We start from the raw sequence: 15,945 nt of genomic DNA, 5'->3' as shown, positions 1-15,945 counted from the left end.
TCACTTCACTTTCTTAAAGGGATCGTATGTTGTTACTTTTATCGGGTTGAACATACACATACACATAAACTGGTAGATGATCTGAATTAGATTGGATAAGGTTATAAAATAGATTTCAAAAAACTAGTTATACTAGTATGTTAGTTGTATTTTAAATCAACCATTTTTGAATTTCAACATTTTTTCTTAAAAAAAATACATAATCACCTATAACAACAGTTTATAAACATTAATAGTTTGGATATAAGCAGACAAAAAAACATTGGTCATGACTGATGAACAAACGATCATTCATGTCATAACCAATGTTTGATAATTTAAGGAGATGTGTACAGACTTGCTTGAGCATACTCTTTTTTAGAAATTAGCGATTAGACCGTCTAATTCAGACAAATGTTTAATCTCATGATTCGGCGAATACGTTTCATTGTTCACTTTATTCTCACGGTTAATCCACACAGCACGAATCCCCGAAGACAGTGCACCACGAATATCTGTTGTTAACTTGTCGCCTACCATCATGCTTTCTTCAGGTTTAACACCTAGTTTCCTCAGAGCATGTTCGAAAATGGACGGATCCGGCTTCCCCTTGCCAAAGCTACCCGAGATAATAATCTCATCAAAGAAAGGAGATAATTCCGGAACACCATCCAGTTTCTCTTGCTGTAGAGCAGGGCATCCGTTAGTTAAGAGCAACAATTTGTACTTTCCTTGCAAATGACGCAGCGTATCCAGCGTTTCTTCATAAACATGCGGCCTGGATCTGCGTTGTGTCCCAAACTGGGAGGCCAAGCGTTCTGCAAGCTCTTCCTGATCCACACCTAGCTTGAGTAAACCACGACGCCATGACTCTTTACGATAGATCGGAGCCAATTGTTCTAACTGGCGAAATTCTGGTTGTTCTCCTCCCGTAAAGTTCGCCCAGAGTCCTTCAAAAGGGTTGATTCCAATCATTTTGGTAAAAGGAAACGTTTCATAGGATTCATATAGTTCACGTGCTTCGTGACGAACAGCCTCTTCGAGTGCTGCAGCATTAACACCTGTTTCTGTTGCCGCAATTAGACAAGTTTCATGAAATGCTTCTCGAACACTGCGTTCGTCCCACAATAAAGTATCATCCAGGTCGAACATAATCGCTTTCAACGCCATTCCGATCATCTGCCCCTTTATACATTAATTACTTATCAATGGTTTCCACGGTGATCTGGTGTGCCTTTGCAAATTTCTGCAATCGCTCGGTTATTGCATCTGTATCGTAACGGTTTAACAACTTGGTGAAGACCCATCGTTTTCCGCGACTATTGTGTTCAATCACAACAGTACCTGGTTCAAATCGGAACTTGATAATATCTTCAACACCTATAGAACGTTCGCGATTACCCTTCGTTGTAATGATCCGATTGCTGCTGATTTTAATGTAAGGACGGCGAAGCATAAAAATGACCGCCAAAAATACATAAAGCAAAATTGTGACCCAATCCCATGTTGTCATTGGTTTTTGAACCAAAAAAGTACTCATGAACAGGTACAGAAACGCCAGACCAATCAAAAAGATGGGGAATAACAGGCTTCTGCCTTTGTACATATCCTCACCTGGACCTCGTGTGATTGGTTGACCGCTTTTTTTACGTTGCTGGTTTAATTGCTTCGAATTCTTCCGAACCGTTCTCTCGAACGAACGCCGCGACATGTAAATCCCCCTTATGTGTCTTGTACCGGCTTACATAACTATACTGAAAACCGATATTCCCCCTTATAGTAAGCATTCCCAACTAACATGAAGAAACCTAAATATCATAACGATATGTTTAGGTTTCATTAATTAATGTTTGAGTTTGCCTTGGTGGCCTTGGTCTTTGTCGTCATCAACAATCTCAATTGAATCGAGCTGCTGTCTGAAGTTGCTACGAATGTTACCTAAATAAATCTCCCTCAACTTGGCACGTTCAACAAGTTCTTCCTCTGACAGTCCAGTGGATTTCTGCTTGCGAGCCAATTCGTTAATACGTGCTACCAGACTATCTATATCCAAGCTTGTCCCCTCCAAAAATACAAAGTCATATTAACTTTGACATGATAAAGGCAGCTTGTCAAGTTGGCGCGTGCCAACACAGATTGATCCGCATTTTATTTAACAAACTGAGGTAATGTTAGCACTTGACCTGTCTGGATTGTTGTGGATTCAAGTTGATTTACTTTTTTGATTGCTTCTATATAAATACGTGTATCCATCGTCATTGGTTTATGTTCCAAAGAAATACTCCATAACGTTTCTCCCTGAGATACAGCGATCTTTCCTCCGGGTAGCAAATCATTCTCATTACCGGCAAACACAGTTAGAACAGTGCTGCACCCAATAAATATAATTAATGATGCAATAACCAGTTTTATTAATCCCTGAGAAAGTTTAAACCGAGTTATAAACATTCGAAATTCCCCTATATTAGACTTCACAGCTTCTGAATGTACTGGTTCATAAATGCTCTGATACGTAGAATATCTCATTTCCACTCCGCCTCCAAACGTTTGTTCCTATCTCTTGAAAATAATATAACACGAACATTTGTTTTGTTCAAGACTTTTTTAGAACAATTGTTCGCTATTTTTAGCGACATTAAATCGTCTTTTTTCTACATTAATATTATGTGCAGATTGGTTTTGAACTCTCTTTTCCAGCGAATATGAGTCTAATTAGAAAAAAACCTTGAAATAATGCGTATTCTTTAGAACTTATGTTTGTACGAACGGAGGTTCTATGTTATAATTTTCCCAAACGTTACTAAAATGGGGTTGATACGGTATGTCGAAGATATCCAGCAGGCAACAGGCTATCCTGGAGTTTATACGAAATGAAGTCCGTTTGAAGGGGTATCCTCCTTCCGTACGAGAAATTGGCGAAGCCGTCGGACTGGCTTCCAGTTCCACAGTGCACGGACATTTGGATCGTTTGGAGAAGAAAGGGTTGATCAGACGTGACCCTACCAAGCCAAGAGCGATTGAGTTATTGAGTCAGGAAGAGTCCGAGCATTCTCATCAGTTCGCCCATAGCGTTGCACGTATTCCAGTTGTGGGTAAAGTAACAGCGGGTGTTCCGATTACAGCAACAGAAAACATTGAAGATTACTTCCCTCTTCCTACTCATTATGTAGGTGAACAGAAAGTGTTTATGCTTTCCGTGGTTGGTGATAGTATGATTGAAGCTGGAATCGTTAATGGAGATTATGTAATCGTTCGTCAGCAGCAAACAGCTGACAATGGTGATATTGTCGTTGCCATGACTGAGGATGATGAAGCAACAGTGAAGACGTTTTACAAGGAAAAAGATCATATTCGCCTTCAGCCGGAGAATGCCACGTTTGAACCGCTACGGTTGAAACACGTTAGCATTTTAGGCAAGGTCATCGGACTTTTCCGTGATATTCATTAATGCACCTGATTTATTAAATTACTAATATGTTATACCTGATGTAATACGAAAGAGGTTGCCCTGACTACAGGACAACCTCTTTCTTTTCATTCAACAATTCGAATTATATAATCTGCTGACAAAAATCTTAATTAAAAGCTGCGTTATAAACAACAAAATTACTTGTTGCGTTTAAGAATACTTTTGTGGTGCGAAAATACTTCAAAGCTTTGTTGTCCATGATATGAACCCATCCCACTCTCTCCCACACCGCCAAAAGGCAAATAATGCGAGGTCATATGGAACAATGTATCGTTGATACAACCTCCACCAAAGGAGACCTGATTCAATACCTGCTCCTGCATTACTTCATTCGGAGTAAACAGGTACAATGCAAGCGGTTTAGGCCGGCTGACAATTTCCTCAACCATCGGATCAAGATCACTGTATTTTAAAACAGGCAAAATAGGCCCAAAGATTTCTTCCTGCATCACTGGTGAATCCCAGGCAATATCGCCCAGAACGGTCGGTTCAATCATAACCTGATCACGATCTGAGCGTCCTCCCATTAACGTCTTGCCATTCGTAAGGAAAGCGGACAAACGATCGAAGTTTCGTGTGTTGACGATATGCGGAAAATCAGCATTTTGCATCACATCATCCCCATATACGTTACTCACCTCGGCTCTGATCTGTTCGATCAATTGATCATGTACCTCTTCATGTACTAATAAATAGTCTGGTGCAACACAAGTCTGTCCGGCATTAAGGAATTTACCACGCACAATGCGTTGTGCCGCCAGTTGCAAATCAGCATCCCGATGTACAATTGCCGGACTTTTACCGCCTAGTTCTAACGTCACCGGCGTCAGGTGCTCTGCAGCAGCCCTCATAACAATACGGCCAACTCCTGTACTGCCTGTGAAGAAAATGTAATCAAACTTCTCTTTAAGGAGAGCTGTGCTCGTTTCAACCTCACCTTCCATAACTGCAATGTACTCCTGAGGATATATTTCCTGGATGAGATCGTAGATCAAACGAGATGTAGCGGGTGTAAGTTCAGAAGGTTTAATCACTGCACAATTCCCTGCGGCTATAGCACCGATCAACGGCCCAAATGCCAATTGAAATGGGTAATTCCAAGGTGCAATAATCAATGCAACTCCATAGGGTTCAGGATAAATCGAACTATTGGCATCTGGCATTGCTGAGTTCGTTGGCACAGTACGCGGTGCAGCCCACTCACGCAGATGTTCCAGCGTATAATCCAGTTCACCCAACACGATACGAATTTCGGAGCTAAATCCTTCAGCCTCTGATTTATTTAAATCAGCGCGAAGTGCGTCCAGAATGCGTTGTTGGTAATTCTCAATCCCTTTTTTCAAGTTTTGCAGAGCCTGAATCCGATACTCTACTGATTTAGTCTGTCCTGTATTAAAAAACGTACGTTGTGTGGTCACAAGTTGTTTCGCTTGTTGTTCCAAGAATATCATCTCCAATTGATTGTTAAAAATCATATTGCTCAAAATCAAATTAATTATATCTCTTATATATGAAACTATCAACATACATCTGAAACAGGTTGGATAAATGGATACAAAAATAAATTAACAAGGATGTTATTTCTACCCTTTCCACTTTGTACTAAAATCACTTACTCTATTATGAAATTTTCATCTAATGATTTTATCACTATTGTGAATCCATTAGATTCTCATTGGTTTATTTCCCATCTTTTTATGGAGTCGCTTTAATGATATTTATACATTTTTTCAAAAGAAACTAATGATTAATTTTCATATAATATATAGAGTGATATATGTCATTATTTTACATAGAATTATATGGTATTTTTAGAAAGTAAAGTTTCTTAAATCATATATAAACCTTAGGAGGTATTAGAATGAAAAAGAAATTATACTCACTTGGAGCTCTGACTGCAATTGTAGCAAGTATCGCTATTCCAGCATCATTTGCTGCTGCCTCACCCTCTGCTCAAAATTCTTTAACTGCACAAAGTATCACGATTCAGGCAACGCAGAAATATGTAAGATATTCAGATGTGAACAACAAATATGGAAATGCAAGTTATGTTCCACAGACTTATGCTTATTCTGATGGTGTCTGGTATGGGAAACTAACACTAACTTCTACTACCTATTCAAATGGATTGTATTACGGAAACTATGAAGGTTACGTAACTAAGATGGAGTAGTTTATTTTAAAGAAAAATTCATTTTCATTAAATATAATAGTAGGGAGAGTTCATTGTATGAAAAAGACATTACTTGCCGGGTTATTAGCTGTATCTGCATGTTTTTCAATTGGATCCACTTCCTTCGCTGCTGATGCCACGATTTCAACACCTGGTGCTTTACCTTCGGAAGTTTCCGAGCCGATAGTTTCTCAAGCATTTTTTGAGCGTGACATTTACCTAAAAGTTGGCCAACCTGGTCAATGGTATAGCGGCTACACATATGATGTAATCTATAGTGATGGTGCTTGTGATATTGGCCCTGACTTTTTGGTTACTCCTGTTCAGCCTGGGCTTACAGTTGTAAGTGCAAACTTTGGTACTTATGTTATACTTTTTAAGTTCCATGTTAGCTAATAGTTTATCAACAAAATGACAAACTAAGTGGGTTTATTTTAGTCATCTATTTCGACTTTACTATATTAATAGGCACTTTCAGAGATTTTTCTGACAGTGCCTATTTTGAATCGAACTGGTTTTCCACACTTTTTCATTAAATAGCTGATATCTAGTAATCTCCAAAATGCCTTTATTAACGAATCCATATCTTATTTCAACTAGATCCAGTTATTTAAGCAAGGGTTCATTTGTATTGCTAAGTCTTTTGGACTTTCTATTAAAAGTGACTCAGCAAACGTACAGTCGAGATCATCAACTTTACTGCATACTCAGCCATGGAGCATGAATTGATTCAGAAGACATTCCTAAATTTCGCCGCTCGAAAATGTTCGGATATCCATTTTAAAGAAAAGACGATTGGATTGGATAAAACACTCGATTTTCATGCTGAAGGCGAGGATTAACTTTTGGAGATGCAAAAACCGGGGGACGTTTGGGGGACGCAACCTCAATAGAAGTGCAATTCCCTCAAAACGTCCCCCGGCTAGTTACTTCAAAACCCCGTAGTTACAAGGTTTTTTAGATTAGTACAACGTGATATATTGATCGCGTTCCCATTGGTGGACTTGTGTTCTGTACATGTCCCACTCAATTTCTTTCAGCTCGTAGAAGTGAGCCAGGGCGTGGTCGCCAAGAGCGTCACAGATGACTTCGCTGCGGATCAATTCGTTCAATGCTTCTTTCAGGTCAGCTGGCAAGCTAGGAATGCCTTCTTCCACACGCTCTTCTTCTGACATGATGTAGATGTTGCGGTCAATCGGAGCTGGTAAGGAAAGCTCACGTTTAATTCCGTCCAGACCTGCTTTCAACAACACAGACAAAGCCAGGTAAGGGTTAGCAGCCGGATCCGGGTTACGAACCTCAACACGTGTACTCAGTCCACGTGAAGCTGGAATACGGATCATTGGGCTACGGTTACTTGCAGACCATGCTACGTAGCAAGGTGCTTCGTAACCGGGTACAAGACGTTTGTATGAGTTAACAGTCGGGTTAGTGATTGCTGCAAACGCACGAGCATGCTTCAAAGTTCCAGCCATGAAGTGGCGTGCAGTTTTGCTCAGACCCAGCTCGTCAGACTCGTCAACAAATGCGTTCTCATTGCCTCGGAACAAGGATTGGTTACAGTGCATACCGGAACCGTTCATACCGAACAATGGTTTTGGCATAAATGTAGCATGTAATCCATGCTGACGTGCAATCGTTTTAACAACGAGTTTGAAGGTTTGGATCTGGTCTGCTGCTTTCAGAGCATCTGCATATTTGAAATCGATCTCATGCTGACCAGGAGCTACCTCGTGGTGAGAAGCTTCGATTTCAAAGCCCATTTCTTCAAGTGTAATAACGATATCACGACGACAGTTTTCGCCAAGATCTGTTGGCGCAAGGTCGAAATATCCACCTTGGTCATTCAATTCATTTGTTGGGTTACCTTTTTCATCCGTCTTGAACAAGAAGAATTCTGGTTCAGGACCAACGTTGAAGGAAGTGAATCCCATTTCTTCTGCTTCCTTCAGGTTCCGTTTCAAGATGCCACGCGGATCACCTGGGAATGGATTGCCATCTGGAAGATATACGTCACAGATCAAACGCGCAACGCGATTATCGGACACCCATGGGAAAATAAGCCAAGAGTCAAGATCCGGATAGAGGTACATGTCGGATTCTTCGATACGAACATAACCTTCAATGGAAGAACCATCAAACATCATTTTGTTATCCAAAGCCTTCGTCAGTTGGCTTACAGGAATCTCAACGTTTTTGATTGCTCCAAGCAAGTCGGTGAATTGCAATCGAACGAATCGTACGTTTTCTTCTTTGGAGATGCGGAGAATATCTTCTTTTGTATAACTCATGATTCCTCTCCCTTTCTTATCTGCGTATTTGGCTTGCATGTTATATTTGTACATTAGAATGTTCCACGGGTCAAGGAGTCTGACATCAGAAGTTTAAAATTTACCTTACCCGCCTCGTTAGGTGAATTAATTATTTCTTATTAAAAAACCGAGAAAGTTCACCTTGGATGAGAGACACTTGACCAGGTCTTTTGCCTGACACAAGCTGCTGCTTCAGCAAACGGTGAAGTTGTGTATCTGACAATTCTCTGCGTTTAACTTCCGTATCCGGCGTAATTACCGTTGCTTCCTCAGACTCTTTTGAAACGGGATTCATCACCTGCTTGATGCCTGCAATGTTAACACCCTTTTCAATCAGAGCTTTAATCTCTAGCAATCTCTCAACGTCGTTAAAAGAAAACAGGCGTTGATTACCTGAAGTTCTTGCGGGAACAATCAGACTATGCTGTTCATAATAACGAATCTGTCTCGCAGACAGGTCGGTAAGCTTCATTACAATACCAATTGGGAATAAGGCCATATTTCTGCGAATTTCGTCACCCATGTTCATCAACCTTCCAGTCATCTATTCTTGACCCTATTGTACATTTAGTTGTTACAAAGTGTCAATGACATGTTAGATAAACTCACAATAATTTACGATCTTTCATCGCTTGTAATGCCATTAAAACGCCATATTTAACATGGGAGTAGGTTAGTCCACCTTGCATGTATCCTATAAAAGGCTCTCGAATCGGTGCATCGGCTGATAACTCCAGGCTGCCTCCTTGAATAAAGGTACCTGCCGCCATAATGACAGGATGCTCGTATCCAGGCATATCCCAAGGCTCAGGCACAACATGGCTGTCTACAGCTGCTGCTTGCTGAATCCCTTGTACAAAAGCGATTAAATGCTCAGCAGAACTGAATTGCACAGCTTGAATGAGGTCGGTACGCGGCTCATCCCATGTAGGTTTGGTCACAAATCCGGATGCAGCAAACATCGCGGCAGCAAATATGCTTCCTTTAATAGCTTGACCGACAATGGTCGGAGCCATGTAAAGTCCTTGGTAGATGCCTCGCGTTGTGCCAAGCATAGCTCCGACCTCGCCCCCAATACCGGGTGCAGTCAAACGATAAGCCGCTAGTTGTACATATTTCTCTTTACCGCATATGTACCCTCCGGTTTCGGCCAGCCCACCACCAGGATTTTTGATCAATGAACCTGCCATCAGGTCCACGCCCACTTCCGTAGGCTCACGTTCCTCCGTAAATTCGCCATAACAATTATCCACAAATACGATTACGTCTGGCTTCAACGCTTTAACACGCGTCACCATATCAGCGATTTCAGCAATGGTAAAAGAAGAACGCCAATCGTAACCACGGGAACGCTGAATGCCTATAACCTTCGTCGCTGGAGTAATCTGCTGTTTCACTGCATCCCAATCGACTTCCCCTGTGGATGTCAGTGCAGTTTCAGCGTAGCCAATACCAAAGTCACGCAGTGATCCTGTTCCGTCACCAGGCTTCCCAATGACCTTATGTAATGTATCATAGGGCTTACCTGTGATGTACAGCAATTCCTCACCAGGACGTAACACGCCGAACAGAGCTGTGCTAATCGTATGTGTACCTGAGGCAAAATGAGGGCGTACCAGTGCACTCTCTGCACCAAACACATCTGCGTACACCTCGTCCAGCACCTCACGTCCACGATCATTATAGGCATAACCTGTAGAGCCCGCAAAATGGAAATCGCTCACTTTTCTACGTTGAAATGCATCTATAACCTTCCATTGATTGTGATCAACAATGCGATCGACCTGGTGCAACTGCCCTTCAATCTGACATTCCACCTGCTGTTGAAGTTCTACAATGTTTGAATCAAACCTTGCCATCTTGCTTCATTCCCCTTTTATAGCACGAAACTGATGTATTCGTAATCGAGTCAAATCAATTATCGTGTCAACTTATCACATTAATATGTCATGAAGGTTACAGTTCAATGAAATCTTCGAGTAAATAACTGAACTTCTCATATTCACCTTTTTGCAGCTCAACTTGGTAAATGACATCATTCTCTTCATATTCCGTTCCAACGACATCACCTATCTTGTAAAGTACAGATGTCAGATCCCCGCGCTCCGCCGGGATACGGAACCGTTTGGTATCTCCCGTTAGCTCAGCTTGAATCAATTCACGAACCTTGATCAAGTCTACTTCATCCAACGCACTTATTTTAATATGCTTATTATCTAAAGGAAGCATTTCTAGCTGCTCCGCCGTGCAGGCATCTTTTTTGTTGTAGAGTACAAGCTGAGGCTTGTCCCCTGCACCAAGTTGCTGCAAGATGGCATGAACCGTACTCATCTGATCCTCGCGCATTTCGGATGAAGCGTCTACAACATGTAAGATCAGGTCAGCTTCATTTACCTCTTCCAGTGTAGCGCGAAAAGCGGCAACCAGATCATGTGGAAGATTCTGAATAAATCCAACGGTATCCGTCAGAACAATTTCCTTGCCACTTGGCAGCTCCATCGTACGTGATGTGGGGTCAAGTGTGGCAAACAGCTGATCCTGAATATACACATCTGCAGATGTTAACTGCTTCAGGAGTGTTGATTTACCCGCGTTTGTGTAACCTACCAAAGCCACTTGAATAATACCCGTTTTTTTGCGGCGCTCCCGGTGCAGTTTACGATGACGTGTGACCTCTTCGAGATGACGCTTCAAGTCATCAATACGTCCACGGATATGACGACGATCTGTCTCCAGCTTGCTCTCACCCGGACCTCTTGTTCCAATCCCGCCACCAAGCCGTGAAAGGTTTTTCCCGTGTCCAGACAAACGCGGCAGCAAATAGCTATGCTGGGCCAGTTCTACCTGAATAATCCCTTCTCTTGTACTGGCACGCTGGGCAAAGATATCCAGAATCAGCTGTGTTCGGTCAATGATTTTCAGATCCAGTGCCTCTTCCAGATTTCGAACCTGTGCGCCCGACAACTCCTGATCAAAAATAGCCGTCGTTGCTCCCAGCTCGTCCGCAACCAAACGTAATTCCTCCACCTTACCTTTACCGATAAACCATTTGGTATCCCGGGTTTCCCGGTTCTGGGTTAATACACTCAGCACTTCAACGCCTGCGGTTTCAGCAAGCTTCACAAGCTCCTGTAATGAATATTCATGATTAATGCCTGAACGCTTTACCTCATCGGTGACCAGGCTGACCAGTATCGCTCGGTCTTTTTTAGTTGTTTCTGTATCATGTGTGCCGTTTGTCATATGTAAGTTCACTCCCCTGTTCCGTGTAAGTTCATTACACCACATAAATCCGTGGCATGGTTAAAGCCGAACCGGTTAGCCCGGCCGGCCCTGTTAAAAGGTTATTATCGCTTACTTTCGTTCAAACTTCAAATCCTCTGTACGGATTGTCATTAGCTCCAGCTTGCCTGGACTTCCATCCTCGTATTGCTCCAGCAAACGAACAGCCTGATGCCTGATCGATCTCTCAATCGCATTCCTTACATACCTGGCGTTACTGAACGCGTGCAGCGAATCATTCTTTTCCTGAAGAAGATGCTGCTTTAACTTGAGTATGGTCTGTGGCATCAAAATATAATCACGTTCTTTAGCCATAATTTCAGAGATTTGAATCAATTGGTCAATCGTATAGTCTGGAAATTCAACCTGAATCGGGAAGCGGGAAGGTAAACCCGGATTCGTCTGCAGAAAAAAATCAATTTCCTCCGAGTACCCCGCCAAAATCAGAATAAACTGATTTTTATGATCTTCCATTGATTTCACCAAAGTATCAATCGCTTCCTTACCAAAATCTTTCTCCCCGCCGCGAGCCAAACTGTACGCCTCGTCAATAAACAAAATGCCGCCAAGGGCTTTCTTAACCAAGTCTCTCGTTTTCTGTGCCGTATGACCAATGTATTCACCCACAAGGTCAGCGCGTTCTACCTCAATAAGATGCCCTTTACTGAGCACACCCATCTTCTGAAACATTTTGGCAACGATTCTGGCTACTGTTGTTTTTCCCGTTCCGGGGTTACCTTTGAAAACCATATGATATACGTGTGCACCGCTAACCAGGCCTGCCTCGGAGCGCATCTGCGCAATCTGAAGAAATGCATAAATCTCAAATACTAAATCTTTGATATTTTCGAGTCCGACCAGCTGCTCCAATTCACCCTGAATCTCCTGAAAATGCGCATGCTTTGTTATACTTTTGGCCGCTTGTACCGAGAGTGCTTCATCTTTGGCAAGTATTTGAGGTTCCTGGTTACGTAATACCACATTAATTTGTCTGGATGGTCTGCCCCCCGGTTGCCCTCCTGCAGCCATGACCCGTCCGTTCATTCGCCATCACCTCTATTTTATCGGGCTGATCTCTCCTGATTATTAATGTATTCTATCAGGTGTCCAGATATTAGAAGGATGTACAAGAAAAGTTTGGGGCAGACAAATTCGTTTCAGACCTGGATGTTTTTCCGAAACTCACCGTTCTCAAATAACGTCTGTCTGTGCTTCAGTGATAACTGAAAGTATGGAAATACGTGAGCATCAATCGCGTGCAACAATTCCTTCGCCGTTTTGTTTGCGAGATCATAATCACCCGTTGTAATATGTTTCCGAGACAAAGCATCCTCTAGCTCATCCTCGTCCAGCAAAAAGATTTCCCCATCCTTAAGCACAACAACATCAAGGTAAAGATCATCAAACCATGGAACGCCCTGATCCGTAATTCCTTGACTGCGGCAAGTATCGATGTACCACTCTACGATCCGTTGCTGATCATCAAACATCGCTGTAACGACAAAATGCTCTCCCTTCGGGTAATATTGCAGCCAGGAATATCCCTTGTCAGCAATACAGAAGGTAGTACCTCCATACGTCTTCCACAAGGGTTCTTTCAAATCCTGTATGGTATACAGCGTGATATAACCTGTAAAAATTTTGGACTGAACGAACCGGCATGTAAATTGTCGGTTCGTAATCCGGCGCCAGTTTGCGCGATCCCCGAATTTCCGTTTCATACGAACCCCTCTTTGCCGACTGCAGATCCACGATCTGCATTTTAGATTGGTGAACACTTATACGTTGACTAGAGCAATCACACAGAATCTGCTCTTCATAACGTATTACGAATAGCTACAGCTTACCATATTTAGAGGATACACTCAAAACCAAGCTTTCCAGGTTATTATCCTAGTTTGCATGATCCGGGAAATGGTAGACTAGCTTACCTTTTGTGCATAAAAAAACTGCTTCCCCGGGCGAACCGGGAAGCAGTTTTGAGAAAACGTATCTTCTTCTACTATATTCTAATGTAAAGCTACAATCTTATTCTCATCCTCCTGAACCGGATTGAGGTGTGGAAGGAGCTTCCGTCCCCCCGCCGTCTCCATTGGTTCCACTGTCTGGTGGAACGACCTGACCCGGTGTAGTCACTTCACCATTACTCGAACCGTCGCCTTCAGGACCTGTGTTTCCTTGACCTGGCGGAGTACCACCACCATCCGGCTGACCATTGCCAGGGCCCGATCCACCATTGTTACCGTTGTTACCATTCCCGTTATTCCCGTTATTCCCGTTATTTCCATTATTGCCATTCTCGTTACCATTGCCATTGTTGCCATTCGAATTGCCGTTATCGCCTCCGCCATTGTCCGGATTATCCGTACCTGGCACCTCAGGATCAGTACCTGTTCCATTGTCTGTACCCGGACCTGGCTGCTGTTCGACCTCTTGTGCCTCGATCATAAGCGAAACGGTATTCGATGGACTGGTTTCCTGTCCGGAAGCTGCATCATAGGCCGTTACATAATATTCATAGGTTAGACCCGCCAGCGCACTTAAATCCTGCGCACTCGTTGAGCCAACAGAGTCGATCAAATGTGTGAATTGAGCTTCTGAAGTCTCCTTACGATATACACGATACTGTGTATTCGCATCACCTGTTCCCGTCCAGTTGAGAGAAACGGTCTGCGTCGAAGAATCATAGGATGCATTCAATCCGCTGACTGATAACGCCGGTTGCTCTGGTTTCTCCACAGGTGGAGGTGCCTGACCGCCAGCAGGCGTTTTGAACTCTTTTACAGGAACACCTTTTAAGGCATCTCCCATGACTTTGGCAAAAAACGCTGCTGACAGCTTACTGCTGTTCTTGAGCATATGTTTAGCATCCGGATTGTCATAACCCATCCAGACGGCAGCCGTCCACTCTGGCGTATATCCAACAAACCATACGTCGCGGTTAGAACTGTTTCCAGCAATACCACTTTGTACCGTTCCCGTTTTACCCGCTACTGGTCGATCCAGACGTGCCGAGCGTCCCGTACCGTCATTTACTACATTTTGCAGCATCTGAGTAAGCTGATACGCATTTTGCTCACTCATGACACGTTTGGTCTCTGATTTATCATGTTTGTAAATGCTTTTATTGCTGCTATCTTCAATACTTTTAATCGAGTAGGCTTGCTGATACTCACCAAGGTTAGCAAATGCGCTGTAGGCTTGAGCCATCTCCAGCGTGTTGGTCCCTTTGCTGAGACCCCCGAGAGCGATCGCCAGGTTTTTATCCTGATCGGTCAGCTGAATACCTACACTTTTTGCAAAATTAACCCCGGTATTTACCCCGATCTTATCCAGCAGCCAAACAGCAGGAATGTTTTCCGACTTCGTTATGGCTTCCGTCATACTGATCGTGGAAGAGTACCCATGAAGGTTGCCTGGACAATAGTTGCCAAAACATTGCTTCGCGTTACTGAGGGCGGAATTTGCACTATATTGTCCTGACTCAAGTGCCGGAGCGTATGATACGATTGGTTTAAATGCTGAACCTGGCTGTCTTCGGCTTTGCGTTACGCGGCTGTACCCTTTGGTCTGGTAATCACGTCCGCCGAGCAAGGCAACAAGACTGCCATTTTCATGATTCATAATGACCATCGAACCTTGAACTTGTTGATCATCCTTGCTTTTTTCAAACAAACTGTCGTCCGAGAAAGCATTCTCCACAGCTGTTTGCGCCTGTGCATCCATGGTTGTATAGATTTTGAAACCGCCAATGTTGAGATCGTCTTCCGTCATGCCTGTTACGCGCTCTGCTTCACGGAGCACATAGTCAATAAAGGCTTGATACTTTCGGTCTTTCTCAGGCGGCGTATATTTATAAACCACGGCCTTTGCTTCGTTCATCTCCGCCTCGGTGATGTAACCTTGCTCATACATTAATTGCAGAACAACACCACGGCGTGTTTTCGAATCATTTGGATTACTTAGTGGATTGTATGCAGATGGCCCTTTAGGCATAGCAGCCAGTGTGGCGATCTGCCACAGTTTCAATTGTTTCAAATCACCCTGCCCAAAATAAAACTCCGATGCAGCCTTGATCCCGTAACGTTGATGACCAAAGAAAATCCGGTTCAGGTACATCGTCAAAATTTCGTCTTTGGAAAACTTACGTTCGAGCGCCATCGCAATCGATACTTCGGTCGCTTTCCGGAAGAACGTTTTATCACGCGACAGGAACATATTTTTAGCCAGCTGCTGTGTCAGCGTACTACCGCCCTCTACCATGGAACGTGCCATGATATCTTTGACGGCCGCACGACCAATGGACCAGATATCTACACCTTGGTGGTCATAGAAACGTTTATCCTCTGTTGCAACAAAGGCTTCCTTGACCAGTTTCGGAATATCATCGGATTCCACAGGATCCAGCTTTTTAATCGAAAGCTCACCAATAATATTGCGGTTGCGATCATATACCTTAGACGTTTCGTTAATCGTTGTTTTATCCATGTTGGCTGTAAGCAGGCGTTCACCACTGATTAAAATAAACAGATATCCGCCTAACGCACAGAATATGGCGATTGCCATCGTGAAAAATAAAGTCCATCCAACGCGTTTCCCCGTAATTTTTTTCTTTTTAGAGGTCTTTGGTTTCGCTTTTTGGTTTGACTTGTTATTGGTGTTGCGATTGTTAGACCTCGATAACGGATCGTTTGGCATGTTACCTCCTGACTCCCTTTCAGTTGCATGTT

15 protein-coding genes are annotated in these 15,945 nt (G+C 43.1%); 3 read left to right on the top strand and 12 right to left on the bottom strand.

Annotated features, from left to right (window positions below; genetic code table 11):
* Positions 1-357 precede the first annotated feature (357 nt).
* From ACUTVW_RS12435 to ACUTVW_RS12420, 4 genes are all read right to left on the bottom strand, one after another.
* A complete protein-coding gene (locus ACUTVW_RS12435) occupies positions 358-1,149 on the bottom strand; it encodes an HAD family hydrolase (protein WP_445646086.1) in 792 nt (263 codons plus the stop codon).
* 28 nt (positions 1,150-1,177) lie between these two features.
* A complete protein-coding gene (locus tag ACUTVW_RS12430; RefSeq protein WP_445646085.1) occupies positions 1,178-1,690 on the bottom strand; it encodes a hypothetical protein in 513 nt (170 codons plus the stop codon).
* Between the two features lie 132 nt (positions 1,691-1,822).
* A complete protein-coding gene (locus ACUTVW_RS12425) occupies positions 1,823-2,032 on the bottom strand; it encodes a DUF896 domain-containing protein (RefSeq protein ID WP_434750740.1) in 210 nt (69 codons plus the stop codon).
* 95 nt (positions 2,033-2,127) lie between these two features.
* Positions 2,128-2,505 carry a LysM peptidoglycan-binding domain-containing protein gene (locus ACUTVW_RS12420; protein WP_445646084.1) on the bottom strand — a complete coding sequence of 126 codons (378 nt, stop codon included), beginning with the start codon at positions 2,503-2,505 and terminating at the stop codon, positions 2,128-2,130.
* A 295-nt stretch (positions 2,506-2,800) separates the two neighbouring features.
* Here ACUTVW_RS12420 and lexA point away from each other — a divergent pair, with 295 nt between their 5' ends.
* Positions 2,801-3,427 carry a transcriptional repressor LexA gene (gene lexA, locus ACUTVW_RS12415; protein WP_056689962.1) on the top strand — a complete coding sequence of 209 codons (627 nt, stop codon included), beginning with the start codon at positions 2,801-2,803 and terminating at the stop codon, positions 3,425-3,427.
* A gap of 158 nt (positions 3,428-3,585) precedes the next feature.
* Here the strand turns inward: lexA and ACUTVW_RS12410 are convergent, their stop codons facing one another.
* Positions 3,586-4,890, bottom strand: a complete 1,305-nt coding sequence (locus ACUTVW_RS12410) for an aldehyde dehydrogenase (protein WP_445646083.1) — start codon at positions 4,888-4,890, stop codon at positions 3,586-3,588.
* Positions 4,891-5,309: 419 nt separating this feature from the next.
* Between ACUTVW_RS12410 and ACUTVW_RS12405 the strand changes: the two genes are divergently transcribed.
* On the top strand, positions 5,310-5,621 hold the full coding sequence (locus ACUTVW_RS12405; protein ID WP_445646082.1) for a hypothetical protein: 312 nt from the start codon (positions 5,310-5,312) through the stop codon (positions 5,619-5,621).
* A gap of 57 nt (positions 5,622-5,678) precedes the next feature.
* Positions 5,679-6,017 (top strand): hypothetical protein, encoded by a 339-nt coding sequence (locus ACUTVW_RS12400; RefSeq protein ID WP_445646081.1) that lies wholly within the window; start codon positions 5,679-5,681, stop codon positions 6,015-6,017.
* Between the two features lie 566 nt (positions 6,018-6,583).
* Here the strand turns inward: ACUTVW_RS12400 and glnA are convergent.
* From glnA to ACUTVW_RS12365, 7 genes are all read right to left on the bottom strand, one after another.
* The gene (gene glnA, locus ACUTVW_RS12395; RefSeq protein WP_445646080.1) at positions 6,584-7,912 is read right to left on the bottom strand and encodes a type I glutamate--ammonia ligase; all 1,329 of its coding nucleotides are present in this window, start codon (positions 7,910-7,912) and stop codon (positions 6,584-6,586) included.
* A gap of 130 nt (positions 7,913-8,042) precedes the next feature.
* Positions 8,043-8,456 (bottom strand): MerR family transcriptional regulator, encoded by a 414-nt coding sequence (locus tag ACUTVW_RS12390; RefSeq protein WP_056689944.1) that lies wholly within the window; start codon positions 8,454-8,456, stop codon positions 8,043-8,045.
* Positions 8,457-8,538: 82 nt separating this feature from the next.
* Positions 8,539-9,792: a methionine gamma-lyase family protein gene (locus tag ACUTVW_RS12385; protein ID WP_445646079.1), complete on the bottom strand. Its 1,254-nt coding sequence runs from the start codon at positions 9,790-9,792 to the stop codon at positions 8,539-8,541.
* A gap of 97 nt (positions 9,793-9,889) precedes the next feature.
* Positions 9,890-11,176, bottom strand: a complete 1,287-nt coding sequence (gene hflX / locus ACUTVW_RS12380; protein ID WP_445646078.1) for a GTPase HflX — start codon at positions 11,174-11,176, stop codon at positions 9,890-9,892.
* 111 nt (positions 11,177-11,287) lie between these two features.
* Positions 11,288-12,259 (bottom strand): AAA family ATPase, encoded by a 972-nt coding sequence (locus ACUTVW_RS12375; RefSeq protein ID WP_445646077.1) that lies wholly within the window; start codon positions 12,257-12,259, stop codon positions 11,288-11,290.
* A 113-nt stretch (positions 12,260-12,372) separates the two neighbouring features.
* Complete coding sequence (locus tag ACUTVW_RS12370) at positions 12,373-12,936, bottom strand: DUF402 domain-containing protein (protein WP_110899344.1); 564 nt, start codon at positions 12,934-12,936, stop codon at positions 12,373-12,375.
* Between the two features lie 313 nt (positions 12,937-13,249).
* Positions 13,250-15,913, bottom strand: a complete 2,664-nt coding sequence (locus ACUTVW_RS12365) for a PBP1A family penicillin-binding protein (protein WP_445646076.1) — start codon at positions 15,911-15,913, stop codon at positions 13,250-13,252.
* Between the last annotated feature and the right edge of the window lie 32 nt (positions 15,914-15,945).

Source organism: Paenibacillus sp. TSA_86.1 (assembly GCF_052691815.1).
This window is presented reverse-complemented; position numbering and strand designations above follow the sequence as displayed.

Coding starts and splice junctions, on each gene's coding strand:
- ACUTVW_RS12430 (WP_445646085.1), bottom strand. CDS start 1,690: ATGTCGCGGCGTTCGTTCGAGAGAACGGTTCGGAAGAATTCGAAGCAA.
- glnA (WP_445646080.1), bottom strand. CDS start 7,912: ATGAGTTATACAAAAGAAGATATTCTCCGCATCTCCAAAGAAGAAAAC.
- ACUTVW_RS12375 (WP_445646077.1), bottom strand. CDS start 12,259: ATGAACGGACGGGTCATGGCTGCAGGAGGGCAACCGGGGGGCAGACCA.
- lexA (WP_056689962.1), top strand. CDS start 2,801: ATGTCGAAGATATCCAGCAGGCAACAGGCTATCCTGGAGTTTATACGA.
- ACUTVW_RS12420 (WP_445646084.1), bottom strand. CDS start 2,505: ATGAGATATTCTACGTATCAGAGCATTTATGAACCAGTACATTCAGAA.
- ACUTVW_RS12435 (WP_445646086.1), bottom strand. CDS start 1,149: ATGGCGTTGAAAGCGATTATGTTCGACCTGGATGATACTTTATTGTGG.
- ACUTVW_RS12385 (WP_445646079.1), bottom strand. CDS start 9,792: ATGGCAAGGTTTGATTCAAACATTGTAGAACTTCAACAGCAGGTGGAA.
- ACUTVW_RS12390 (WP_056689944.1), bottom strand. CDS start 8,456: ATGGGTGACGAAATTCGCAGAAATATGGCCTTATTCCCAATTGGTATT.
- ACUTVW_RS12405 (WP_445646082.1), top strand. CDS start 5,310: ATGAAAAAGAAATTATACTCACTTGGAGCTCTGACTGCAATTGTAGCA.
- ACUTVW_RS12400 (WP_445646081.1), top strand. CDS start 5,679: ATGAAAAAGACATTACTTGCCGGGTTATTAGCTGTATCTGCATGTTTT.
- ACUTVW_RS12370 (WP_110899344.1), bottom strand. CDS start 12,936: ATGAAACGGAAATTCGGGGATCGCGCAAACTGGCGCCGGATTACGAAC.
- hflX (WP_445646078.1), bottom strand. CDS start 11,176: ATGACAAACGGCACACATGATACAGAAACAACTAAAAAAGACCGAGCG.
- ACUTVW_RS12365 (WP_445646076.1), bottom strand. CDS start 15,913: ATGCCAAACGATCCGTTATCGAGGTCTAACAATCGCAACACCAATAAC.